This is a genomic window from Aliikangiella sp. G2MR2-5, from assembly GCF_015687155.1.
Taxonomy (GTDB): Bacteria; Pseudomonadota; Gammaproteobacteria; order Enterobacterales; family Kangiellaceae; genus Aliikangiella.
Genome location: NZ_JADPQF010000003.1, coordinates 508,092 through 531,743, shown reverse-complemented (window position 1 = coordinate 531,743; position 23,652 = coordinate 508,092). Strand labels below are relative to the sequence as shown.

Below are 23,652 nucleotides of genomic sequence, written 5' to 3'. Positions count from 1 at the left end.
TACAAGCGTCATTTACTGTGACTGATTGTCCTCATTAGTTTTTTAAGTAGACTAACATCAGGAAATCACTTCTCATGGATGAGAAAAAATATGCCTATACCTAGAAAGTATCTGGTCGACAAAGATTCAGCTGGATTTTATCACTGTATCTCCCGCTGTGTTCGGCGAGCATATTTATGTGGTGAAGATGCCGAAACGGGAAACAACTATGACCATCGAAAAGCTTGGCTGGAAAAACGGATGTTGGAGTTATCTAATATCTTTGCCGTTTCTCTCTACGCTTATGCCGTCATGGACAATCATTACCATCTGGTATTGAAGATTGACCCCAAGGCGTCTTTAGCATGGACGGACGAGCAAGTGGCTGAACGTTGGCTATTGGCTTATCCGGGGCGGCTGGATAAACCCGAGAACAACAAACTTCGAGAGTTGAAGAAGCAAGCCATCATTGCGGATAAAACTAAACTTACCAAATATCGAAAGCGACTCGGTAAGCTTTCCTGGTTTATGACAAGGCTGAACGAGCCTTTGGCCAAGCAGAGCAACTTGGAAGATTGTATCAAAGGTCGCTTCTGGGAATCCCGTTATCAATCCATTCCGTTACTCGATGAAACTTCGGTACTTGCCTGTATGGCTTATGTTGACCTTAATCCAATTCGAGCAGGGATAACTCAGGAACTTGAAGCCTCTCTCCATACTTCAATCAAAAAGCGAATTGATAAGCTAAGAACTTCCGTTATTCAAATGAATGAAGCGCTCACTCCTGTGAATCAATCAGCGGATGAATCGCTCTATTCGTTTAACCTGAATGATTATCTGGCTTTAGTGGAATGGACTGGTAGAGCAATTGTTCATCCCAATAAAGCAACAATTCCTCCACATGTAACTTCAACCTTTCATCGTTTAAATCTTCGACAAAGCAATTGGCTCGACCAAATTCAAAGGCTCAATCAGGGACAGCCGACGATGATGGGGTCTATTGAGAAGCTTAGAGAAAAAGCCAAGGCCATTAAGAAAAACTGGATTAAAGGAATGGGTCAGGCAAAGTTGCTCTATCAATCTTAGCTATTAAAAATAGTTTTCATTTATTATCAGTTAGTATCTATTTGGCAGGAATTTCGCTGTCTAATATCAACCAAACAAACAAATTAGGAACGTTCTTTATTTTCTCACCTTTATGGAATAGCGGCTTTACTTTTTATGTTCGAAAAGTTAATTTCAGGAATCAAAAATCACTTATATATTATAAACCAGGGTGTCTGATTTAATCTAGGAAGAAAAGCAGGTTGCCAAACTGGAATATAAACTTGCCCAGTCCAGCCAGAAACAAACCCCAAAAGCGCTTACTCTGAATAGCAGTGGTAAGCGGGAAAAAGTTTCGACATTGGATATCTTTTACTGCAAGGCTTCAGGAGATTACGTTGAGCTTTATTTAAAAGACAAACAAATGAAGCTCTTTAGCGGCAGTTTGAAAAAACTGGAAAGTGAACTACCGAGTACTTTTTTACGAGTTCATCGTTCCTATCTGGTTAATCTCGATCAAGTTCAATCATTAATCAGCGAAGCCGGTGGAGGTAATTTAATTATGAGTAATGATGAACAAGTACCGGTGAGTCGGCGGTTAATGCCGAGTGTTAGGTCGGCGGTTTCTTGAAAAGAAAATTAACAATAAATCAGAGGGGCTGATTTAATCTTTTCATCTTATTCATTTCTGATTTATTAGTGTAGTTAAACCGAGTCCCGTAAGTTCGGTACCTTTTACAGTTTGTTATTCAATAAAACTTTCTACTTTCCAACTATCTAAGTATTGCTCGTACTGTGACCTAAACTCTTGTAAAGTCTCGCCACTATATCGAACCTCATAACTAACAGATTTTGCCTGAGCATTTTTCCACTTTTGCTCAAAGTGCCAATCTCCTACATAATTGACTACATTTTCTTTAACGTAGAAACTAAAATCAGAACTAGAAATATCTAGAGATGCATATGAGTGGAAGCGATACCTACTTAATTTGTATTGACCAACGGGTAGCTTAAACAATTGCAACTTATTTCTATTTAAGTTTATGAGAGCGTCAGTAAGTACAATTTTTTCATTTGTACTTAAATTGACTACTTCCAACTGAGATGCTCTAAGGCCTGTAGGATCATTAACTCTTACTAATATTACTCCTTTATTGTCATATTTCTGCAACAGATTTCTATAACTAGAGTAATTTAAGCAAGAAGTAAGAAGTAAGAAGTAAGAAGTAAGAAGTAAGAAGTAAGAAGTAAGAAGTAAGAAAAAATATGGTTACGAATAAAAGTTTTTTCATATCCAGGTATTCACGCTATTGTATTTAATCATCAGACACCCCGACTTAATCTTCCGAGGCCTTTGTTTTCTAGCCGTTTTTCATTAACGCCAATTTAGAACCAAAGACAATAAATACAACACCCGTTACAGAATTCAACCAACGTTTAAACGAAGCGTTATTGGTGGCATTTTTAATACGTGACAGCATAAACACCATCAGGGAAAACCATACAAAATTAACGATAGAGTGAGCGGTAACCAACGCATAAGCATTTATTGCACTCTCATTAACTGATATGAAATGAGGGAAGGCCGCCAAATAAAACATGGATACTTTTGGATTGAGCACGTTTGTTAAAAATCCTTCCGCGAAAGCCGCTTTCATTGTAATGGGCTTAGTATTTCCAGGTGATTCCAGAGCACTGGAAACGTTACCTTTGACTGCGCTAATTAGTGCTTTTATTCCTATCCAGATTAAATAGGTTGCTCCCAACATTTTAAATATAAAGAACGCCTGAGCGGATTGAACGAGGAGTACTGAAATACCAAAGATGGACAATGTGCCATGCACATAAAACGCAGCGACAAAGCCCCAAATGTTAGCAAATCCCGCTTTTTGCCCGGACAAAGGGACAGTTTTAGTGATAAGAAAACCATTAGGACCGGGAGATATAACCAGTAAGGAGGCAACCGCAATAAAAGCCAAAATGTTGTTTATATCCATTTACTTCTCCTCTAGTAAATTCGGATTTATTTAAGGTCGGTCAAAGCCAAAATAAATTGAGCATATTTATTACTTCATTTTTCCATTACTTGTTAGGTGACTTTTTCGCCACATCATTAAGCTGATAATGCCACATATAACAAAAAGGCTCCAACTTAATATGAATGCGATTTTCATGCTCAAAACTCTTCAGACAATTAACGCTTATTTTTTGGTAAATCTCATTGATAACAATACTGACCTACTAGAAAATCGAAGTAGCTACTCAATAGTTCAATTTAAAGAAAGAACTACGACTAACTCTCAACTAAACTTTCTAACGCTTTAGAAGCTTTGGAAGGCACCACCTCAGTCACATCATAACTGGCAAGTTCTTCCCGATAAAAAGGATCCTGCGCCAAAATTTGATCTAGCTGCTCTCGAGAATCAGCGGTAACCAGAATAACCCCACCTGTCCGCGGCACCTTACGCCCGGACAATTGAAAATGTCCTAACCGGTACTGCTCATCTAAATATTCAATATGTTCAGCGATAAACTTATCCACTTGTTCAAGTGGCTTGATATAGGTTAACGATACGATAAACAAAGGATTTCCTTAATTTTATTTAGCGAAATTTGATTGGTTTTCAAGACGACTGTATTTGAACCGAATAGTCCTGAGCTTTTGTAAACCTAACTAAAAGTCAAAAACCGGTTCATTTTAATCGCTGTGTGCACTTTTGAATCACCGCCTTTATCAAAGAAAGTCAGCTCTCCACAAATCAGAACCTGAATCCCTTTTTTGAGTTTGCCTTCAGCCTCTTTTATCAAGCGCGGCTTGAAAATCGAAATATTAAAAAAGCAGGCTTTTCTTTCTTTACGATTCACTGCAACCGAAGTGCGCGCAAATTCAAAATCATTGCCTTTGATAATATGTTCCGGGTCATGGGTTAAGCGACCAATGACCTCTACATTCAATAAAGTTGATGAAGCAATTGGAATGGATTCGATCTGGTAAGCCCTAACCGATAACTCGGGCAATTTATGAGTGGAAAATTCCGGACTTCTGTCCACCAGCTCGCCTTTGACCTCAAACCAGCTGTCGGCCAAATCCATTCGGCTCACATCTTCCGCCAGCTCATCAAACAAAGTCACAACCAGGTAATGATGGTGCTCGGCTTTTCCCGGGACTTTAAACAAGGTTCGCAATGATGCGCGATTATCGGTGCTATAGCGCAGGCAGTCTTTTTCGACCATCTGAGCGAACAAGGTAACATCGGCACGGAAATAGGACATGAAGAACTCTATGAATGACTATAAAAAGAGATATCATATAATCTAACTCGGTTTTCGGCCCGAGTAAACCAATCCTTACCAGGATAGATAAGGTTTCACAAAATTTTTCCACTCTATTTAAATAAAAAAAGGAGCCTAAATAAAGGCTCCTGCAAAGATTGAGTAGACTAAATAAAATACTCAGTTTAGTTTTATTGTACTTCTCCACGGATTGTTAACCCTGAGTACGCATTATAAGCTCGTACGCTTACATACCAGGTTCCTTCCTGAGGGTTCGCCACATTACAGGTTTCTTCGTTACCCCATTTGTATGGACGACAATCGTAGCTACCTGTTGTTGGCTGAGAGCCAAAACGTACGTAAAGATCAGCATCACCACTACCACCAGTAATCACCGCATCCAGCGAAGTCGCTCCAGCAGCAACTTCTAGCGTGTAATGTTTCCACTCGCCTTTTGCTGCCGATACATTGGTGTCTTCAAAACTGTCTCCTGCAACTACATCACTATAGTTTGCTACCAAGGAAACACCAGAATAAGCACTGTAAGCACGGATCATTACATGATAGCGTCCAGCCTGCGGTGCGTTAAAAGTACAGTTTTCACTGTTACCATTTTTGTATGGGCGACAGTCGTAAGTACTGGTGGTTGGCTCAGCGCCATAGCGCACATAAAGATCGGCATCGCCACTTCCGCCACTAATATCAAATGTTAAGCCAGATGCATTGGCAGGCACATCAATCCAGAAATTAACCTCATCACCTTGAGAACCAGATAGTCCTGTAACAGGAACGCCTTTAGTTAACTCTCCTTGAGTCGCATCTGATACTTGAACAGTTTGCATCGTTGAGTCGGTATTACCATCATTATCAGTTACCGTCAAAGTAACATCATAGCTTCCCGCTGATGCGTAGGTATGAGTTGGATTGGTGGATGTCGAAGAAGAGCCATCACCAAAATTCCAGGAGCGGGCAGTAATGTTGCCGTCTGAGTCACTACTTTGATCGGTAAAACTGACAGTCAGTTCATTTGTACTATAGGAAAAACCAGCAGTAGGCTCACCCGTTGGAGGATTATTATCGCCGTCAGGAATTACGCCGCCAAAATAACTGGAAACCTGAGGCCAGATATTTTTAATTCGTACCCCCTGGTTAGTACAACCACCGAAGTGATGAAGTGCTATAACATTGTTAGAAGAAGCCGCCAAAACTGGTGAACCAGAGCTACCGCCGATAGTGTCACACATATAGCCAATATCAGTATTGGTTCCACGGCCGTTGGCAAGAACTTCATCGACTCGACAAACACCGCCGGTATTTTGATCGCTCTCGATAGAAAGCTCTTTTGGATTACCCGAACCATGCTGAGGAATGTAAATTCGCTCTTGATCAACTGCGTCTCTCACATCCAGACCAAAGTGACCGAAGCTTTGGATATTGGAAAAATTATTAACCGAGAAAAGCGTGTAATCGAGTGTATAGTCCGTGGCAAGTAAGGTTTCACCGGTAACAATTGTTGTCGGTTCATTGCTTCCGCCACCACAGGAAGTACGTTGGTAGTTAAACCAGACTTCGGTGTTGCTTAACTCAGATTGACTTTCTACACAGTGATTATTGGTAAACATGTGATTGTCGCTACCAACTCGCCACGCGGTACATAGACCCGATCCGTTAATTAATAAACGAGCAACCGGACGAGTCCGCTCAAACTCAGTTGGATGCGTGCTTGCCCAGCACTGTACATCACGTCTTTCATTAACACCGCAAGTGGAATGAGGATCAATATTGTCCCAGGTATTCGCTTGCATCATCAATTCGATTTCTTCTTCAGGGAAACCCTGCATGATGTGATCGATATCTATTCGGTACTGTTTATTGCCGCCTGGAGTAGTACCACTGGTGCCGGGAAAATACTCGATAATCGCGGTATCGCCGATAATGGATAATGCTGAAAAGCGATTAACCCCGTCATCGTTCGATTCTGCATTTTTTGTTCTCAATGCAGAATCACCGTTGCTATAGGTGTGAACCTGAGAACCATCAGCACTTCTTACTTCAACATAGCTTCCTTCAGGGATGTCAAATTTATTGAAATGGACTTTGATAAAGCTTGCACCATCTTTACGGATAACTTTTTTTCTCTTGTTGAGGAACTGTCCATTAAGCGAGCCTGAAGACTGGTTAGATAATGACGCAGACAAGCTGACTCGAGAAGCAACCGTAACTATCTGTGGCGTTAGCTGTTGCGAAGCGTCAAGCTTGGCTTTGTGTGAAATAGAAGAGACAAGCTGCGGTGTCATCTTTGCCAGTACATCTTCAGCTGATGACTGTGCGGGCTCCTGGGCATAAACCAATCCGCTCAGACCGAGAGCGAGTGTTGCCATTCCTCCGCACAACCATTTTTGTTGCCCATTTTTGTCGATTTTGTATCTAACTTTCGACCTTGTTATTGTTTTAATCATAAAGCCTCCTGGATTTATTGTTGGAATTATTTGAGCAATACTTTGATTGCTCAATCTCTCCATTGAAGTTAATGTGATTTTTCATTGTTATTTTTCGATGGAGATGATTTCACGCTAGCATAGGAGGTTTATTAGAAATTGGTAATATTCACATAGGCAATCGACAGCTGCCAATTCCAATTCTTGGACAATAAAATCAAGATGCTAAATATTTGAATAAAAAGAATATTTACTTAAGCTTTATAAAAACGATTGAAGCTTGAGATAATAACTTTTGGTAATTTATTGCGGACTGAAATAAAAATGTCACAATCAAACTAATGGTTTATTGCAGCGAACAAAAATTGTTCGATTGGTTGTACGCGAACAGATAATTTATCTGGATTATTCCAAAACATTGTTGCGCTTTTTAACAGGACGCCAGCTCTTTCGCCTGTTTGAAAAATTCAATGGCATCCTTTCGAGTTTGCTTTAAATCAACGATGGGCTGAGGGTATCGGCCTAACGCAGTTTTTTCAAAACTGTGGATAGTCCTGACATCATAGGGTGCTAGCTCAGGTAGCCACTGCTTGATAAACAAAGCTTGAGGGTCAAACTTTTTTTGCTGGCTTGCCGGATTGAAAACTCTAAAATAAGGGGCTGCATCGGTACCGACTGAAGCACACCACTGCCAGCCGCCGTTATTGCTGGCAAAATCATAGTCAAAAAGTTTTTCGGCAAAGTAAGCCTCACCCATTCGCCAGTCTACCCAAAGATTTTTTGTTAAAAATGAAGCAACTATCATGCGTAACCGATTGTGCATCCAACCCGTAGTATTAAGTTGACGCATAGCTGCATCGATAATCGGAATTCCTGTATTGCCGCTTTTCCATGCCTGAATTTGATGGACATCATTTTTCCATTGAAGCGCTTTGTCAACCGGGTTGAAGGCGCGCCCTTTGCTCACTCCGCTAAAGTGCCACATGACAGCTCGATAAAAATCTCGCCAAAGCAACTCATCTATCCATTTGCTCGCTGAATCACTAGATTCCTTTCCTGCCCGGTGATAGCACTGCAATGCAGAGATGGTTCCAAGCGCGAGTGCACAGGAAAGCTTCGAAGTCCCCTCGATAGACGGAAAATCTCTGTCTATCTGATATTGATTAATCTCATCCCGACAAAAATCTTCAAGCTTGCTGTTAACACTGGCTTCGCTAATATCAGGTAGAGGTAGCTTTTCCTCTGCAGCACTGCTCCCGATCACTTCTGTCAAACAGGTTGATACGTCTTCGATAAGAACACTGTTTGTTAGTTGTTCCGAGATACCATTTACAACCTTAAGGTTACCTGAAGGCATTGCTCTCGGACTGGGCAAGGGTTCACGCAAAAACTCACCAAGTTTGTTTTTAGCGCTGCGCGCAAAGGCTGAAAAAACTTTGTATCCCTTGCCTTCGCCATTTACCACTTCCCACGGGGCAACAATAGAATCAGCAACACTTCTGTGCACATTAAGATTGCTATCACGATTTTTCAGTCGCTCAACCAGCAGCTTGTCTCGCTGCCGTTCATTCCATGGATACTCGATATTAAAATAGAGGTGGCTGATTTTGAGCAAACTAACAATCGACTCCAGTTGCTTATTACTATTCTCAAAATTATCAGTACTCAGAAGAACCAGTGGAATATTGAGTCTGGTGAGCGATTCATTCAGATTAGCCAGAGCCTGCATCATTAATCTTTGCTGATTGTGACCAATACCGTGCTCTTCCCATTGTGAACGACAGATACAAAAACAGGCAATTACAGGTTCAGCATTTTTACTGGCATCCTCTATCGCACGAAATAAAGCAGGATTATCCTGGATTCTTAGATCGTTTCGAAACCATACCAGATGCATAAGGGTTATTCTCAGTTGCGCAGTTGTAATCGAATAGCAAAAACCTAGTGGGTATCGACTCGAATAGCCAGATCCTTAGGATAAGGCGCTAAAAATGACTGATTATCGATATACGGTTCCGGGAATTTCCTAAAATGATGTTTTAGTAACGTCAAAACCCCGAGAATGGGTTGTAATCCGTCTCGATAGTCATGGATACATTGAGTTAATTCCGCTTTATCTTCGGCGCTTAACTTATCTTTAAGATATCCCTGTAAATGCATAAGCACATTGGTATTATTTTTTCGGGTCGCCACCTTTTTCAGTCCCAACATAAGCAAGGTGATGTATTCCTCACTAATAGCATCAATATTCTGTTTGTTTACCGATGCCAATAAAGGTCCTACTTTACGATAAATTGGCTGATTATGTGCTAACAAAGTAAACTTGTGGCGCGCATGAAACTCGTGGAGTTTTCGAGTAGTCAGTCCTTGTCCATTTTTGCCACTTTCACTACCAATTTCACTATCGTCTCTCCCACTATCTTGCAATGATTTCCATTCATTATAGATAAAGACTCTTTTGATAAAGCTATCCCGAATGAGCGGATCATTTAAGCGTCCATCCTCTTCCAGAGGTAAATGTGGCAACAACGTCTGTAACCTGGCGGCAAAAATCCCCATTCCTTTTTTTTCTGCCTGGCCAGAGTCATTATACACTTTCACGCGCTCCATACCGCAGCTGGGTGAAGCCTTGCATAAAATATAGCCACTTAAACTTTCCAATGTTTTCTTGTGGCTTTCTGCGAATTGACGAAGCTCAGTAGTGAAATCTTCGTCACCACCATCAGATAATACGGCTCTGGGAGAATCCACATCGCCAACAAGGCGAATAGTTTTTCTAGGCGTAGGCAAGCCAATCCCCACTTCAGGACAAAGCGATACAAACTGAAAAAACTGACTCAAGGATTCCTTGCAAAAGCGGTTGTTTCGATGACCGCCGTCATACCGAACCGGGTTGCCCAGTAAACAACTGCTGATTCCAACTTTGATCATAGTGCGCTTATCGACCTTATTTGCAAACAATTTGTAGTTAAGTCTGGACTATTTTTCAGATGTTGCAAGCTCAATAGGTAGCCGCAATCAAGATGATTGATAAAGTTAAATATTCTGCTGCAACCAGGCTAGCACTTGCTCACGATTTCCGACAAACCTGGTTTGTTCCATAAACTGTCGATTATGTTTTTCATAAAGTGGATCATAGTAGTTTTCCAGCAAAACCCGAATCCACGCCTGATGTTTCAATCGGTCAACCGAATAGGGAGATGCCAACGCATCAGACATATACTTATACGCCAGAGAGAAGTTTGCCCCTCCCAGGCGTTTTTTAATTTGATCTAAAGAGTGAAACAAGCTTTCAGAAAATTTCAGAGTTCCGTTTTCCTCGCCATAATGGCTCTGATAACTGGCAAGCTGCTCTTCTACATATTCTCTGAAAATGCGTGCTATCCTGTTATCGAGCGAATCGACAAGACGAATACGAGGAGCATTTTTCATCTTGGCAAAAAAAGAATGAGGAATTGCTCTTCGTCCGATCATTCGACTTTCGGACTCCAGCACGAGTTGGCGCTGTTGTTTTTGCTTCCATTTTAATAGCTCTACTGCCAGTCTATTTTCGAAACTGATCTGACTGGGTTGATTGTCTATCTGTTTGCCAAAACTGGAACCTCGATGTCCTGCCAGCTGCTCAAGGTCAATACTGTTTTCTAATTGGCCAATAACTTCAGTCTTTCCGCTTCCTGTCATTCCGCTTAAGAGAATCATTGGTTTCACCGGAAAGCTCTCAAGTTGCTCGATTAAATATTGACGCATCCCCTTGTATCCGCCTTCGATATAGGGAACTGCCGCCCCGGCTTCTTTTAACCAGCCGTAGGTAACTCGTGAGCGTAATCCACCACGAAAACAATAGAATAAAACATCCGGATTCTTGTCGATAAACAGGAGCCAATCCTTTAATTTCTGTGCTCGATTTTCGCCGCTAACCAACTGGTGTCCAAGAGTAATAGCCGCTTGTTGACCATTTTGTTTATAACAGGTACCAACCTTTGCCCTTTCATCGTCGGACATCAAAGGCAGGCTGACACTGCGAGGAAATGCTCCTTTAACGAACTCGATTGGCGCTCTCAAATCAACCAGGGGACGATCTGAAAGAAAGATTTGAGCATAATCCTGGCGACTGATCATTGGCTGATTGCTATTTGCTACTATCATCAAAATGTAAACCGTACCACTAAACTAGCTCTATCCATTGCTCAGATTTATCTTTCATTTCTCCGATAAGATAAATTTCCTGGTTATTTTCTTTTGCTCTGTCAACAAGCGCCTGCTCTGCTTGAGCTGATACAGAAATTAACAGGCCGCCACTCGTTTGTGGATCACATAATAATTGAATCTGACTAGCGGTTAGTGACGGCAGGTGCTCTCCATAACTGTCATAATTTCTTCCGGTACCTCCGGGAACGCAATCTAGTGCCAGATAATGATCGACCCTATTAAGACGCGGGATACACTGGAACTCAATCGCAGCAGAAAGCTCTGCTCCTTGACACATTTCGAGTAAATGACCAGCCAGACCAAAACCGGTCACATCAGTCATTGCATTAACGCCAGAAATTCCAACAAGTTGTGCCCCAAAAGTATTCAACTGACACATGGCATTTACTGCGATATTTGAATCCTCAGGCAACAGCTTTTTCTTTTTCTGAGCGGTTGTCAAAACTCCGATACCCAGAGGTTTGGTTAGATAGAGCTTGTCTCCTTGCCTGGCAGTGTTGTTTTGCTTTAAGTCTGTGAGACTAACTCGCCCGGTAACAGCTAATCCAAAAATGGGTTCAGGGGCATCAATACTATGACCGCCAGCCAGCATGATTCCTGCATCCATACAAGCTTTGCGCCCTCCTTCAACAACCTGCTGCGCAACGTCAGGGGATAGCTTATCCAATGGCCACCCCAATATAGCAATCGCCATAATCGGTGTACCACCCATCGCGTAAATGTCACTGATAGCGTTTGTCGCAGCGATTCTTCCAAAAGTAAACGGGTCATCAACAATTGGCATAAAGAAGTCGGTAGTACTGATAACAGCAGTACTGTCATCTAGTTGATAAACGGCAGCGTCATCTCGGGTGGTATTTCCCACCAACAAGCGCTCATCCTCCATGACAGGAAGAGAAGATTGAAGAATTGTCGACAATACTTTTGGAGAAATCTTGCAGCCGCAACCGGCGCCGTGACTAAATTCGGTTAACTTTACGACTTGCTCATTCATATTTGAGAGGTTCCCTGTGGTAATTACGCCTATAGTAACGAGGTTAGGATAAAAGGAAAAGTCCCTAAACCTAAAATAGCAGAGAGATGATGATGGCTAACAGGAAGAACAGGCCGACCTTTTAATTGTCAGCCCGCGCTTTTTACCGTTATAAAAAGTTCAAGTTAAATCCGTTTGAAATCCTTGGCGCTAATTTCTTTGTTGTGCAAAAAATGAGGCACTATATCCGGTATCCGAGGAGTCAGACTCATCCAGTACTAAAAATTGTTCATTGGAGTTTTCGTCAAGCGTTAGAATTGAATAACTTAATATCAGATCAGTTGTATTATCTTTAGCAATAACATAAACATTGTACGAGTTATTCTTTAGATAGATATTTTTTTCACTCAAGCTCGATGCAGATAACTGATAATCTGCAGTTTCTATGTTTTCATTACTTTTAACAAAATACACTGAGACACTCGAAAAATCATCGATCAAGTTTACCACTTTGATTTGATGCTCGTAGATACTTTCACTGGTACTATTTTCGACCACTAAAGAGTTAAGTGTAACCTCATATTCGTCTACCACGCCGTCACCGTCCTCATCAACATCGCCATCACCATCATCATCCACTTCAGTTTCTAATGAATAAAGGAACACTGTTTTATCTGTATTAGGCTCCAGCGAGAGCAAGTGATTTTCTACCAACAAGGATTGACTGTCAGAATCAGATACTTTAACACTATAATCTCCAGAGCTTACTTCTAGCGGTAGACTGAAATTTTCAAAGGCAATGTTTTCAATTGTAAAAACATCTCCGACGCTCTGTAACGTCACATCTACCTGATCGCTATACTCGGGTATCTGTTCATGTTGAGTAACTGCATTGTAAACAGACAGACGACTGATAGAGTTTGTATCGGGATAATTCAAAGCATAATGGGAAAGCAAGTCGACTGTATAAGGCGACTCACCAATCCCATCATTTTCTCTAACTGCCAGAATAAATTGCCCAACATAGGCGAAATCGATTTCTTCAGACTGATATAAAATCTCAGAAGAACCTTCAGCTGTGATATAGAAAACATACTCATCTTGATCAATCTTTTGATTATCTGTTAAATCTTTATAATTAAGTTGCGCAACCATACCGGATTCATTAAAAGTTTCATCAGCTTTGGACATATAGATATCAATCGTTGATTGATTCGTGTTCAAATTAAGTAGTCGCAGATTGAATAACTCGTCATCCTCATCGTCATCGTCGCTAACAACGGGGATCGAATAGTGAATAAGGCTTGCTTCCTCTACATCTTCAGCAAAAACGATCAGTTCAATCGTATCATTCACAATTGTTGAGCTTGTCTGGGATAAGATTGTCATATCATCTAGCTCATCATCTTCCGGCCAGGCAACTTCAATGTCGTAACTTCCGGCATCCAACTCGATATGGCTGGAGACCTTGCCTTGATAAACCGCTCCAACTATTTCCTCGTCATCATCGTCATTATCATCGATAACAAGGTAGAGTCCAGGCGAATTTTGTGAAACATTATAAAGTTGAAGGTAGCCACTTGACGTTGAGTCACTATCGTCATTGCACCCGACCATCCCCAAAAGTAACGCAAGTGGAATAGTAATTTTGAGCCACGCACTCATCTCTGGATTAAATATTTTTAGCATAATATATTCCTATGGCAATTCTTTAAAAATCATTTTCATCAGAAAAAACCGTAGTTCTGATTAAAAATAAATTGACTCCCTGGCCAGGGCAATGTGTAGAGGAATAAATAGAAAATAGGTTCAACAGATATTCAATAAAATCAGTATTTTTTAAATTCTTTGCAAAGCTTTACTTAACTTTACAAAACTAATTCGCGGGTCAATTGTCACCAATTAATACAATAGAAGAGCATGCGTCATCCCAATCCATGGTATTGTATCTCCTCTAACTTTATTGCATTCGCGATATTTCACTTTCAAAGTTAAAAACTTAACTCATTGATTTTTTATCTCCAGACAAAATAAAACATTGAATTGGTATAAAAATGTAAATATGTCGCTTGAGACTATGTGCGCAAGCCGTAAACTTTGCGCCAGCCTGGATTAATTGAGTAATGGAGTAGTCGGTCATGCGGCGAACTAACCAAGTTTTATTACGATATTGTTTTTTGTTGTCTTTGCTTACAATAACAAGCTTTGCAACCAACGCAGAAAAAATCAGTGAAATCGAGCAAGAAGATAGTGAAGTCTGGATTAGTCTCGATAGTATTACCGCAAGTAAACTTTTGTCAGACCAGACAGAGCTACTTAAAGTTCAAGCCGCTAATGAACATAACTCTATTAGAAATCTAAATGAGTTATCCCAAAATATTTCCTTACTTAAGCTACCGGAATCGCAAATAACCAGTTTAAGTAAGTGGATGCATGACAATGAACAACGTTGTGGTGGTTTTTTCTATCATGAGAGCGAAGATGAGGCTAAAGCATTTATTGCAAACTCTTTGTTATCCTCGGCAAGTAATAAACGGCAATTTGCCTACTCTATTGATAACCAGTTCAGTGTTGATGCTTTGCTAACTAAAATTAGCGCAGACAATATGGCTTCCACGGTTTCTGATCTGAGCAATTTTTATAGTCGCTATTATGCCCGACAATCTGGATATGATTCAGCCATCTGGCTTCGCGATCACTGGCAAAGTCTCGCCTCCTCAAGGAACGATATTCAGGTCTCCCTGTTTGAACACAACAACTGGTTACAACCATCGGTTATAGCGACCATTGCAGGAACTAGCAAGCCAGATGAAATTATTGTCATTGGTGGTCACCTCGACTCAATTAATGGCTTTAATCCTTCAGCCAATGTAGCACCCGGCGCAGATGATAATGCCTCTGGTATTGCGGTGATAACAGAGACGTTAAGAGCCATTGTGGCGGCAGACTACCGACCTGCTCGCACGATACAAATAATCGGATACGCAGCAGAAGAGGTAGGTCTTCGAGGCTCGTCAGAAATAGCTAGTTCCTATAAAGAGCAGAACAAAAATGTTATCGGAGTGAGTCAGTTTGATATGACAGGCTATAACGGCAGCAACTCGACAAAAATTTTTTTTGTTAACGACTATACCGATAATGCACAAACCACCTTTATGACGCAATTACTTGAGCATTATTTTCCTGCCATCGAATTTAGTTTCACTCAATGCGGCTACGCTTGTTCCGATCACGCGTCATGGAACAGTCAGGGTTTTGCAGCATCATTCCCGTTTGAGGCGACTTTTAATCAGAGCAATGACTTGATACACACCAGTAACGATACTCACTTTGATAAAGAACATGCTACTAATTTTCTAAAACTTTCAATTGCCTATGTCGCTGAATTGGGAAAAGGTCAAATTGGCGAAAGTGAAGTCGCTTCGATTCAATTTGAAACCAATGCACTTGAGATCATCGAAGGTACTCAGGCAACGATAGAAGTTGAACGAATTGGAGATACTTCCGAGTCGGTCACTGTCAGCTATCATTCCCTTGATGGCAGTGCAATTGGAGGTCTCGATTATACCGCAATATCAGGAAGCCTTAGTTGGGAAGCCAATGATTCCAGTAACAAAGCAATTTCGTTACAGGTTGGTCAGGTCAATGAAGAGAAGCATTTTGTTGTCGAGCTTTCCAGTTCTTCTTCATCGACAAATACAGGAAGTTATCAACAATTAGTGGTAACTATCAAGCCACAACCAGAGTCAATTGATACTTTATCCCGCTCTAGTGGTGGCGGGCCGCTGACATTATGGTTATTCAGTACTTTGCTGGCATCAGGATTTATCAGAAGAAGTGATAACCGTTAATTGTAGAAATGACAAACAGGGAAAGCCTCCCTGTTTGTCTCAATTTCGAAGCGACGATACGGCTTCAAAAATTAGTTAAGTGCAAAGTTTAATTGGCTGGCACGTCTGCAGAACAACTATCAGTACCCGCTTCACAAACTCGAAAGGTCGAAGTCACATCACCCACTCGCCATTCAGACCAACTTCCAGAATTATTAACGGCTGTATATAAACTGCCATTTTCATAGATATCAACCTGACTTCCATTGGCCCCGCTCCATCCAAGGTTAACCTGAGTGAAAATCCAGACTTTACTGGTTGTCACATTCAGCTCAATGCTATTTATTGGTGAAGTAACAGTAATTTCCTGACTACTCGAATGGGAAGCACCATCATTGTCAGTCACAGTTAATACCACGGTGTAAGTTCCATCGGCCGCATATGTATGACTCGGATTTTGTTCATTCGACGAGCTGCCATCACCAAAATCCCAGCTCCAGCCAACAATAGTCCCATCGGGATCACTGCTTTGGTCAGAAAAGTCAACCTGAGTTGCATTAGCGGTAAAACTAAAACTTGAAGTTGGTGTCTGGTTATTGCCGTCATTAAGACTAACGGTCTGAGTAGCAGAGTCACTCGCTCCCTGATCGTCAGAAACAGTAAGAACTACGACATAGTTACCTGAGCTAGCATAAAGATGCGTCGGATTCTGTTCACTTGATGTATTCCCGTCACCAAAGTCCCAGCTCCAGCTGATCAGACTACCATCATTATCAGTACTGGCGTCAGTAAAGCTGACGTTTAGTCCGCTGGCAGTATAATTAAAGTTTGCTTCAGGCGCTTGATTCCCGCCATCAAGCGATTGAAGAGCAGCTGCCGCGTCTATGATGCCTGCGCCACAACCAGAGCAGCTGCCAGGAAAACTACGCGCAGTATCTTGCAAAGTTTGCGTCACTTGTGCAGGGGTAATATCCGGTTTGTAGCTGTATAAAAGAGCCGCCACTCCGGCAGTATGAGGAGAAGCCATACTGGTTCCCTGATAGAAGGCATAGCTGTCACTTTCAGGCGTTTTGGTTCCAGTATTTAAAGTTGATAACACTCCATTCGCCTGACTTCCGCTAGTTTCTCCTCCGGGCGCAGCCACTTCGACAACCGAACCATAATTGGAATAGCTCGAACGCTCGCCGCTTCGATTGGTAGAAGCGACAGTCACGACTTGATCGCAACTGGCAGGAGTAAACCCAGACGCATCGGCATTACTATTCCCTGCAGCAACAACCACACTGGTTCCCGCTGCAACAATTTGATCGACAACATCCTGCATCGCTGAATCACAGGCAGCCTGTCCACCAAGGCTTAAATTAATTACCTGTGCAGGGTTGGGGTTGTCAGGAATACCGGGCACAGAAATGCCCGCAGCCCAAAGCATTCCATCCTGAATATCAGACATGGTTCCACCGCATTTACCAAGTACTCTAACCGGCAGAATCTTCGCTTTGGTTGCAATCCCGGCAACACCCTCGCTATTGTTATTAACAGCGGCAATCGTTCCGGCAACATGAGTTCCGTGCCAACTGGAGTTCATCTGAAAAAAGAGAGCTCCGGGACACTCAAAAATGCCAAACCAGTCCCCTTCATCACTCGCGTCGTTATCTCGACCATCTCCATCTCGAGCGGTACCACTATCTGAAATAAAGTCATAGCCGGGAAGAATATTGTCAACCAAATCGACATGTGGCCGATACCCGGTATCAATCACCGCAACGACAGCACCATTACCTTCGTTGATATCCCAGGCGGCAGGCATATTGATACCACCGTTTTGTTCGTAGTAGTGCCACTGTTCGCTATAACGAGAATCGTTTGGCGTTGCCATGGCAAAAAGTCGTAAATTTGGCACTGCGTAGACAATATCGGCTCGACTAGCCATTAATTTTGCCAGACGATTTAGATTTGGAGCGTTAAGACTACCAGAATAAGTCACTAACTCTGCGCCAGATCCCAACGCCCGCAAATGTTTCAATTCAACATTAAGCGCCTGGCTGATATTTTCCAATCTCTGAGTTACCAGAGCCGTTGGTAATCGCTGCTCTCCACTCTCACTTTTGAATTTAACGATAAGCTCTTTTTCATAATAACTTTGAAATAAAGTTTGAGAGTCGCTCGCTCCAGCATGAGCCTGAATGGTTAACATCGCAACAAATAACACAAGTAAAGAACGCCACTTTTTTGCTGTTGGATATAACCTACAATTTATTATTTTCTGAATGCAATACATTCGGTTTCTCCTTTCGTAGGGTTTTGTTTTTGGTCCTGTTATAACTGGCACTAAACATCCGACCAGTTGTCCCAGTATGTAAAACAACAATGATTTTTGAAGAGAGAAAATGAGATATAAATGAAAGTATCTCGAAAACAGAAAAAACAAGCGCACTAGAATTTTTTTAAACTTGTTTAAGTTTTTAAATTGAGATTAAAAATTCAAATCGTTTTATTGTTCAATCACATTAAAATACTTTTAGCGACTATTGATTGTTTAAGCATACTGCTTCTTGAGTCAAGCAGAAGCGCCCCTCTAAAGAGGCGCTATAAGTGCTAATGATTACTCATCATCAAGAAACAGCAGATTTAGCAAACCTTCTTCGTGTGGAAAGTTAAGTTCATTTCCATCTGAATCAGGCTTGGTTGAATAAAATGCTGGAATGGTGGCATTATCAACTAACAGCTGTCTAACGTTTTGCATTGCTGAGAAATCCATTGCTTGTGGATATTTTTCAAGAACCAAAGCAGCAGCACCAGCGACAGCGGGAGCCGCCATAGATGTCCCACTCATTCTTGTTGTAGCATGAGTTCGGTTGAGAGAAAGGATTGATTCACCTGGGGCAGCAATTGTAATTACCCCGGACTCTCTATCACTCCAAGTATTTGAACCTACGCCATAGTTACTGAAATTAGTATAAACCGCTTCACCGGTTTCCGGGTCGTAGCTGGAATATGCGCTCACAGTTATGGTCGAGTCCAGACCTGCTGGCGAGTAGCCAGAGGCATCATCAGAGTCATTTCCTGCAGCTACTACGATAACCATCCCCTGATGAGCTGCATTACAATAAGACTCGGCAATGAAGTTATCACCAGCGTAACCATTTTCATCACAGACACCAGCGTCTTCATCCGTTGGTCCACCTAAACTCAGATTGGCAACAGAAGCGGTACCGCGACCTAACATGTCAAATACCGCCCAGTTAAGCCCCGCCAGGATTGTTGAACCGGGACAGCTACCCACATTAGAACAAACTTTTACAGCGTGCAAAGTCGCTTCAGGTGCCATACCAAGGGCATTTATGTCATTGTCGCTTGCCAGTATTGTTCCTGCTACATGAGTGCCGTGGCTATGATCATCCGAAAATGGCATAGGACATACTTTATTGTCTCCCGGCCAGTGACAGAATTCTGGCGCATAAGATAACCCCAGATTATCCTTAATATCATTTTGATTAACATCAACACCGGTATCCAGCACATATACATGCTGGCCATTCCCTCTATAACTTGAGATCATCGCTCCAGAATCAGCAGGTCCTTGAGGAACCACTTGTGGCCAGTCGATTAACTTACGCTTTCGCTTAGTTGTTTTTTGGGCCTTAGATTTTTTGCTCGCTTTTAGCTGTTCAGGCGCGTTTTTATTTAAACTCGCTCCATAAATGTTATATATCTTATCAGGATAAACGGCAGCCACATTAGGATCTTTCAAAAGAGAATCGATCTGATCCTGAGTCAAAGTCGCAGAAAAACCGGAGTATACATTGCTGTATACATGCTTAGGCTTGATCTGATTTTTCTGAATAAAAGATTTAACATTTGCTAGCCGTAGTTTGCCCTGCTTCTGGTGAAAAGCTTGTGGTGAAACATTAAGAGTATCCTTTTGGCTCGCGCTAATCGAAAAAGAGGCTGATGGATTCTTTAACTTTACAATCACATTTTGCTCATTGCTAGCTGACGCGATATGAGACATAGACGCGGCCGCCAAAACCAAACTGCTAACCAGCGTTTTCTTAAATATTTTTTTCATGATTATTTTCTCCTTATTATCGCGTCAATTAAAGCTGTCCAAGCTTTCGTAAAACCTTATGGTTAAAGCGAACACTTAAATCTTTTGGTAGTCCGACAACCATTCCATTTTCCAGATGAAGTTTGAGTTCAACTTTTTTTAGATCCTGGGTATTGTCCAGAATACTTTTAATGAGTTGAGCAGTCGCTGGTTGGTTAACGATTTTGAATTGATTGAAGCCACCGGTCTGAGTCGACACTTCAAACTGAAATCCGCCTGCGGGATACACAGCGCCATCAAGCTCGATATTCTTAATAGAGAAACTTAGATTATTCAGCTTGCCTTTATTAGATATCAAACTATTTAATAATTCGCCTGCACTCTTTACACTCGATTGCAAGTCCCAATCGACAGAGTCAACTTCCTGTTCCGGCGCATTGGCTACAAGAATAAGTCCTGGTTCAATCCAGTTTCCATCTTCATCAAGCGGATGAGTTTGGTCAAAATTTGCTAAGCCACCGTCAATATTTGCGTCTTGGTCGGTTGCTGTCCAATAGGGATAGTAAGTACCGCCAGCGAAACCTGTTGCACGATCAAACCCATCAGCATCAGGAAAAACATTTGGTCTATGAGGATAAGAACTACCGACCTTGTTACGATAGCTTTTAATCTCTACGTTAAACTGATAATTGCTTTTTTGCCAATTTCGGTTGTTATACTTGACCGAATAAACGTAGGTACCGTCGTACTCATCACCAAATCCAGAAATTACAGTACTCCAGGCTGGTACATAAGCTTCATTTTGAGTCTTATGTCCAGGGTGCCCTGGATAGTCAGAATAGCCGCATCCTGAGACTATTAAAATAGTCATCAGACTAGCAAATTTGATGACCTGTTTTCGCATAACTGTCATTTTATATCTCCTGTTATAAGATTAAAAAGTGCAAACATCTCGCTTGACTTATTTTGAATACGGCATATCCCATATGCCGCCAGAAGACGCTATCAGTTATTTTTACTACAAACCAACTATCAGCCTTCGACTTTCGAGATATTAGTGAAGTTGAAAATTTGCGATTCGAGATAGGTAAATATTAACAATGACAACCACAGAAAAAAGAGATACTAATGGATGGTTTAACCTTTACAAAAAAAAATCTATAATGAGCGATAATTTCATAAGCACCTGCTTTTTTTGTACCGCTTTACTATTTTTAGCTTCGCCATCAAACGCATACAGCGAAGAATTCATATGCCTTGACAAAAACAATGCTTTTGTGGACAAGCGTAACAAAAACTGCTTTCACAAAATACGCCTCATACAACGCCATAAAAAATTATTTAAACAGCAATTATCAGCTGACTCAGAATACATCGAATTTAAAAAAAACATCGACCTGACAAATTTAAAACACAATTTTCAACAACTAAAACTCACAAAAAAGGAAACCAAAAGAGCAATTCAAAATCTCACAAAAAATCTCAACATTGAATCTGTAAATAATTACTATAAATCACTAAAAAAAGATCAAAAATCCAGACTAAAAAAAATCAGATATGTTGCGCTGAACAATTCAGCAATATTTTTTTACACGTCCTCTGATAAAAAAAGAAAGTACAAACATGCGATAGATCACATCTATTCAGAAAACATAATCAGGGAATCAGCAAACAATTTTTCTGTGGTAGGCTTGCTCGACTCCGGGGTGTCAAACAAGCATGAGTCTTTTAAAAATATTGATGTATTGCAATACAACCCAGCAAATGATTCACATGACCTTATCGACAGCGGACTGGGACACGGTACCGGAATCATTTATCTAATAGACAAGTTGTATCAAGAGTCAAAAGCTTACAGACAATCCTATTACAACAAAAATAAAATCAAATATTTGTCCTGCAACGGACTTCCACAGGGAAGGTTCAACAAGCTAACGGTGATCCAATGCCTTGACTGGTTTTTCATGCAATCGAAAGTTGATGTTCTGGCTAACGCCTGGCTAGTTGACCAGCCGGGCTGCCATATCGAATGGCAATACCCTCTGGAACTACTCTGGCTTTCTGATATTGTTTCTGTTTTTGCTGCCGGAAACTATGGCATGGAGCCGGGGCAAAGCTATACCCCGGCGAATTTATTTTACAGCACAGACACGACACCACTAATTAGTGTCGGTGCAATCGACGATAAGAATCAGAAATTAGCAACAACTTCATCTGGCGAAAGCAGTTGTAAAACATCATCTCCTCACGTGTCTCTGGTTGCTCAAGGAAAAGACTGGTTAGTTGCTTCACCAATTGCTATCAACAGTTATCAGAAAGTTAGTGGAACCTCTTATGCAATAGCACCGGTAATAGTGTCTTTCCTGAAAGCAAAAATAGATTTTCCAGCTCTTAGTGTAAGCACTATCGTCCGCACTTTTCTGGATACAACATTAGATTTGGGAGAAACAGGGAAGGATTATGAATTTGGATATGGAAAGCTCAATATTGAAAGAGCTTATGAAACACTTTCTCAGCTAAATCAGTTATAGTTAAAATACTAATTTAAGAGCAGGTGGAAGGAAAAGCGATAACGCTGTATGGTATCATCTGTCGACTTCTAATCAGCCGCCTACTGCAGGATATTTATCCAATGACCGCTACTTTCCGTTACTTTGTCGAACGGGCTTTAATCGCACTGCTATTTATTTACACTGCAAGCCCATTACATTCAAAAGAAATAGCCCTGACCTTTGATGACTCGCCCAGATTCGCCACAGGCTATTTTAGTGGGTCAGAAAGAGCAAAAAAGCTGATAAGAACTCTCAAACAACACGAAGTTCAACAAGTAGCCTTTTTTTCGGTCAGCAAGCGCCTGGATGAGGAAGGTATTTCTCGCTTAAAAATGTATAGTGACGCCGGACATATCATCGCTAACCATACTCATACCCATTCTGACTTTAACCAACTAAGTCTCGAAGAATATTCGCAGGATTTCGAGCAAGCCGATTTACTTTTAAGACAATTCGATAACTATCGAAAGTGGTTTCGCTTCCCTTATTTGCGAGAAGGCGACACCTTAAAAAAGAGAGATGGTTTTCGACGACTATTGAAAGAGAATGGATTTCGAAATGCCTATATCACTCTCAACAACTATGACTGGTATATGGAAGGCCTGTTTCAAAAGGCCATTGTGCAGGGAGAAGAAATCAGTCTGGATAAAATGCGCGACTACTATATTGATGTGTTGATGCAAAGTATCGAACATTATGATCAACTGGCAGTAAAGCATCTCGGGCGTTCTCCTCGACATGTATTATTGCTGCATGAAATGGATATTTCTGCACTCTTTATTGGCAATCTAGTGGATGAGCTAAGAAGTAATGGTTGGAAGATCATTTCTCCGCAAGACGCTTATGAGGATCCTATTGCTCAATATCAAACAAGCAACATCTTCAAATTTAATCCCGGTCGAATAGGCGAAATAGCGAAAGATAAAGGACAAAAAAGGCAACTCTGGCATAGCAGTCTATCGGAAGAGTATCTGAAGGCAAAATTTGAAACTGAGGTTCTTTCAAAAGCAGATACACTTCCCTAAAAAGAGATTCTGCAGAAGAACACTACAAAGCTTAGTTAAACGACTAGCGTCCGCTGTTATAGAAATTCACCAACTCATATAATACCGCTTGCGGATTTTACGCGCTGCTGTAAGATGGTTGTTTAAGTAGTTATATCTCTAATTTTCGGAGCATCAATACCACTATCAATGAAATTTACTGCGTTAATTAAGCGTGATGTGAGCAAAGCAAGATAATCGTGATCAACGAGAAGGGTTATATAGCTAATCTAAAACAGCGACGATACCTATATCAGTGGTGC

The 23,652-nt window shown here is 41.2% G+C and carries 18 protein-coding genes; 5 read left to right on the top strand and 13 right to left on the bottom strand.

The window, feature by feature from the left end:
* Nucleotides 1-90: 90 nt before the first annotated feature.
* Together IYN84_RS12710 and IYN84_RS12705 are read left to right on the top strand one after the other, a co-directional pair.
* Nucleotides 91-1,065: a transposase gene (locus IYN84_RS12710; RefSeq protein WP_196139579.1), complete on the top strand. Its 975-nt coding sequence runs from the start codon at nucleotides 91-93 to the stop codon at nucleotides 1,063-1,065.
* A gap of 229 nt (nucleotides 1,066-1,294) precedes the next feature.
* Nucleotides 1,295-1,654, top strand: coding sequence for a LytR/AlgR family response regulator transcription factor (locus tag IYN84_RS12705; protein WP_371734881.1), 360 nt, complete (start codon nucleotides 1,295-1,297; stop codon nucleotides 1,652-1,654).
* 114 nt (nucleotides 1,655-1,768) lie between these two features.
* Here IYN84_RS12705 and IYN84_RS12700 read toward each other — a convergent pair whose 3' ends face one another.
* The 10 genes from IYN84_RS12700 to IYN84_RS12655 all read right to left on the bottom strand — a co-directional run bounded on the left by IYN84_RS12700 (nucleotide 1,769) and on the right by IYN84_RS12655 (nucleotide 13,605).
* On the bottom strand, nucleotides 1,769-2,194 hold the full coding sequence (locus tag IYN84_RS12700) for a hypothetical protein (protein ID WP_196139577.1): 426 nt from the start codon (nucleotides 2,192-2,194) through the stop codon (nucleotides 1,769-1,771).
* Nucleotides 2,195-2,384: 190 nt separating this feature from the next.
* Nucleotides 2,385-3,020, bottom strand: a complete 636-nt coding sequence (locus IYN84_RS12695) for a LysE family translocator (protein WP_196139576.1) — start codon at nucleotides 3,018-3,020, stop codon at nucleotides 2,385-2,387.
* 296 nt (nucleotides 3,021-3,316) lie between these two features.
* Nucleotides 3,317-3,607: a YciI family protein gene (locus tag IYN84_RS12690; RefSeq protein WP_196139575.1), complete on the bottom strand. Its 291-nt coding sequence runs from the start codon at nucleotides 3,605-3,607 to the stop codon at nucleotides 3,317-3,319.
* An 86-nt stretch (nucleotides 3,608-3,693) separates the two neighbouring features.
* Nucleotides 3,694-4,296: a single-stranded DNA-binding protein gene (locus IYN84_RS12685; RefSeq protein WP_196139574.1), complete on the bottom strand. Its 603-nt coding sequence runs from the start codon at nucleotides 4,294-4,296 to the stop codon at nucleotides 3,694-3,696.
* 191 nt (nucleotides 4,297-4,487) lie between these two features.
* Entirely contained in the window at nucleotides 4,488-6,755 is a 2,268-nt protein-coding gene (locus tag IYN84_RS12680) for a pre-peptidase C-terminal domain-containing protein (RefSeq protein ID WP_246722874.1), read from the bottom strand.
* Nucleotides 6,756-7,164: 409 nt separating this feature from the next.
* A complete protein-coding gene (locus tag IYN84_RS12675; RefSeq protein ID WP_196139573.1) occupies nucleotides 7,165-8,631 on the bottom strand; it encodes a deoxyribodipyrimidine photo-lyase in 1,467 nt (488 codons plus the stop codon).
* Nucleotides 8,632-8,675: 44 nt separating this feature from the next.
* Complete coding sequence (locus IYN84_RS12670; protein WP_196139572.1) at nucleotides 8,676-9,665, bottom strand: DUF523 and DUF1722 domain-containing protein; 990 nt, start codon at nucleotides 9,663-9,665, stop codon at nucleotides 8,676-8,678.
* A gap of 105 nt (nucleotides 9,666-9,770) precedes the next feature.
* Nucleotides 9,771-10,880, bottom strand: coding sequence for a tRNA 2-selenouridine(34) synthase MnmH (gene mnmH, locus IYN84_RS12665; RefSeq protein WP_196139571.1), 1,110 nt, complete (start codon nucleotides 10,878-10,880; stop codon nucleotides 9,771-9,773).
* A gap of 19 nt (nucleotides 10,881-10,899) precedes the next feature.
* A complete protein-coding gene (gene selD, locus IYN84_RS12660; RefSeq protein ID WP_196139570.1) occupies nucleotides 10,900-11,937 on the bottom strand; it encodes a selenide, water dikinase SelD in 1,038 nt (345 codons plus the stop codon).
* 189 nt (nucleotides 11,938-12,126) lie between these two features.
* Nucleotides 12,127-13,605 (bottom strand): DUF4397 domain-containing protein, encoded by a 1,479-nt coding sequence (locus IYN84_RS12655; RefSeq protein ID WP_196139569.1) that lies wholly within the window; start codon nucleotides 13,603-13,605, stop codon nucleotides 12,127-12,129.
* Between the two features lie 449 nt (nucleotides 13,606-14,054).
* Here IYN84_RS12655 and IYN84_RS12650 point away from each other — a divergent pair, with 449 nt between their 5' ends.
* Nucleotides 14,055-15,767 (top strand): M20/M25/M40 family metallo-hydrolase, encoded by a 1,713-nt coding sequence (locus IYN84_RS12650; RefSeq protein ID WP_196139568.1) that lies wholly within the window; start codon nucleotides 14,055-14,057, stop codon nucleotides 15,765-15,767.
* Nucleotides 15,768-15,855: 88 nt separating this feature from the next.
* Here the strand turns inward: IYN84_RS12650 and IYN84_RS12645 are convergent, their stop codons facing one another.
* The 3 genes from IYN84_RS12645 to IYN84_RS12635 form a co-directional block, all read right to left on the bottom strand.
* Nucleotides 15,856-18,024 (bottom strand): S8 family serine peptidase, encoded by a 2,169-nt coding sequence (locus tag IYN84_RS12645; protein ID WP_196139567.1) that lies wholly within the window; start codon nucleotides 18,022-18,024, stop codon nucleotides 15,856-15,858.
* A 324-nt stretch (nucleotides 18,025-18,348) separates the two neighbouring features.
* Nucleotides 18,349-19,815: a S8 family serine peptidase gene (locus tag IYN84_RS12640; RefSeq protein WP_196139566.1), complete on the bottom strand. Its 1,467-nt coding sequence runs from the start codon at nucleotides 19,813-19,815 to the stop codon at nucleotides 18,349-18,351.
* Between the two features lie 28 nt (nucleotides 19,816-19,843).
* Nucleotides 19,844-20,707 (bottom strand): hypothetical protein, encoded by an 864-nt coding sequence (locus IYN84_RS12635; RefSeq protein WP_196139565.1) that lies wholly within the window; start codon nucleotides 20,705-20,707, stop codon nucleotides 19,844-19,846.
* A gap of 187 nt (nucleotides 20,708-20,894) precedes the next feature.
* Here IYN84_RS12635 and IYN84_RS21260 point away from each other — a divergent pair, with 187 nt between their 5' ends.
* Nucleotides 20,895-22,325, top strand: coding sequence for a S8 family serine peptidase (locus IYN84_RS21260; RefSeq protein ID WP_371734877.1), 1,431 nt, complete (start codon nucleotides 20,895-20,897; stop codon nucleotides 22,323-22,325).
* Between the two features lie 101 nt (nucleotides 22,326-22,426).
* Entirely contained in the window at nucleotides 22,427-23,371 is a 945-nt protein-coding gene (locus IYN84_RS12625) for a polysaccharide deacetylase family protein (protein ID WP_196139563.1), read from the top strand.
* Nucleotides 23,372-23,652: the final 281 nt, after the last annotated feature.

What these genes read in the sequence shown, in the direction of transcription:
- IYN84_RS12710 (WP_196139579.1), top strand. Translation starts at nt 91, where the DNA reads ATGCCTATACCTAGAAAGTATCTGGTCGACAAAGATTCAGCTGGATTT.
- IYN84_RS12695 (WP_196139576.1), bottom strand. Translation starts at nt 3,020, where the DNA reads ATGGATATAAACAACATTTTGGCTTTTATTGCGGTTGCCTCCTTACTG.
- IYN84_RS12685 (WP_196139574.1), bottom strand. Translation starts at nt 4,296, where the DNA reads ATGTCCTATTTCCGTGCCGATGTTACCTTGTTCGCTCAGATGGTCGAA.
- IYN84_RS12680 (WP_246722874.1), bottom strand. Translation starts at nt 6,755, where the DNA reads ATGATTAAAACAATAACAAGGTCGAAAGTTAGATACAAAATCGACAAA.
- IYN84_RS12675 (WP_196139573.1), bottom strand. Translation starts at nt 8,631, where the DNA reads ATGCATCTGGTATGGTTTCGAAACGATCTAAGAATCCAGGATAATCCT.
- IYN84_RS12670 (WP_196139572.1), bottom strand. Translation starts at nt 9,665, where the DNA reads ATGATCAAAGTTGGAATCAGCAGTTGTTTACTGGGCAACCCGGTTCGG.
- mnmH (WP_196139571.1), bottom strand. Translation starts at nt 10,880, where the DNA reads ATGATAGTAGCAAATAGCAATCAGCCAATGATCAGTCGCCAGGATTAT.
- selD (WP_196139570.1), bottom strand. Translation starts at nt 11,937, where the DNA reads ATGAATGAGCAAGTCGTAAAGTTAACCGAATTTAGTCACGGCGCCGGT.
- IYN84_RS12655 (WP_196139569.1), bottom strand. Translation starts at nt 13,605, where the DNA reads ATGCTAAAAATATTTAATCCAGAGATGAGTGCGTGGCTCAAAATTACT.
- IYN84_RS12650 (WP_196139568.1), top strand. Translation starts at nt 14,055, where the DNA reads ATGCGGCGAACTAACCAAGTTTTATTACGATATTGTTTTTTGTTGTCT.
- IYN84_RS12645 (WP_196139567.1), bottom strand. Translation starts at nt 18,024, where the DNA reads ATGTATTGCATTCAGAAAATAATAAATTGTAGGTTATATCCAACAGCA.
- IYN84_RS12640 (WP_196139566.1), bottom strand. Translation starts at nt 19,815, where the DNA reads ATGAAAAAAATATTTAAGAAAACGCTGGTTAGCAGTTTGGTTTTGGCG.
- IYN84_RS12635 (WP_196139565.1), bottom strand. Translation starts at nt 20,707, where the DNA reads ATGACAGTTATGCGAAAACAGGTCATCAAATTTGCTAGTCTGATGACT.
- IYN84_RS21260 (WP_371734877.1), top strand. Translation starts at nt 20,895, where the DNA reads ATGACAACCACAGAAAAAAGAGATACTAATGGATGGTTTAACCTTTAC.
- IYN84_RS12625 (WP_196139563.1), top strand. Translation starts at nt 22,427, where the DNA reads ATGACCGCTACTTTCCGTTACTTTGTCGAACGGGCTTTAATCGCACTG.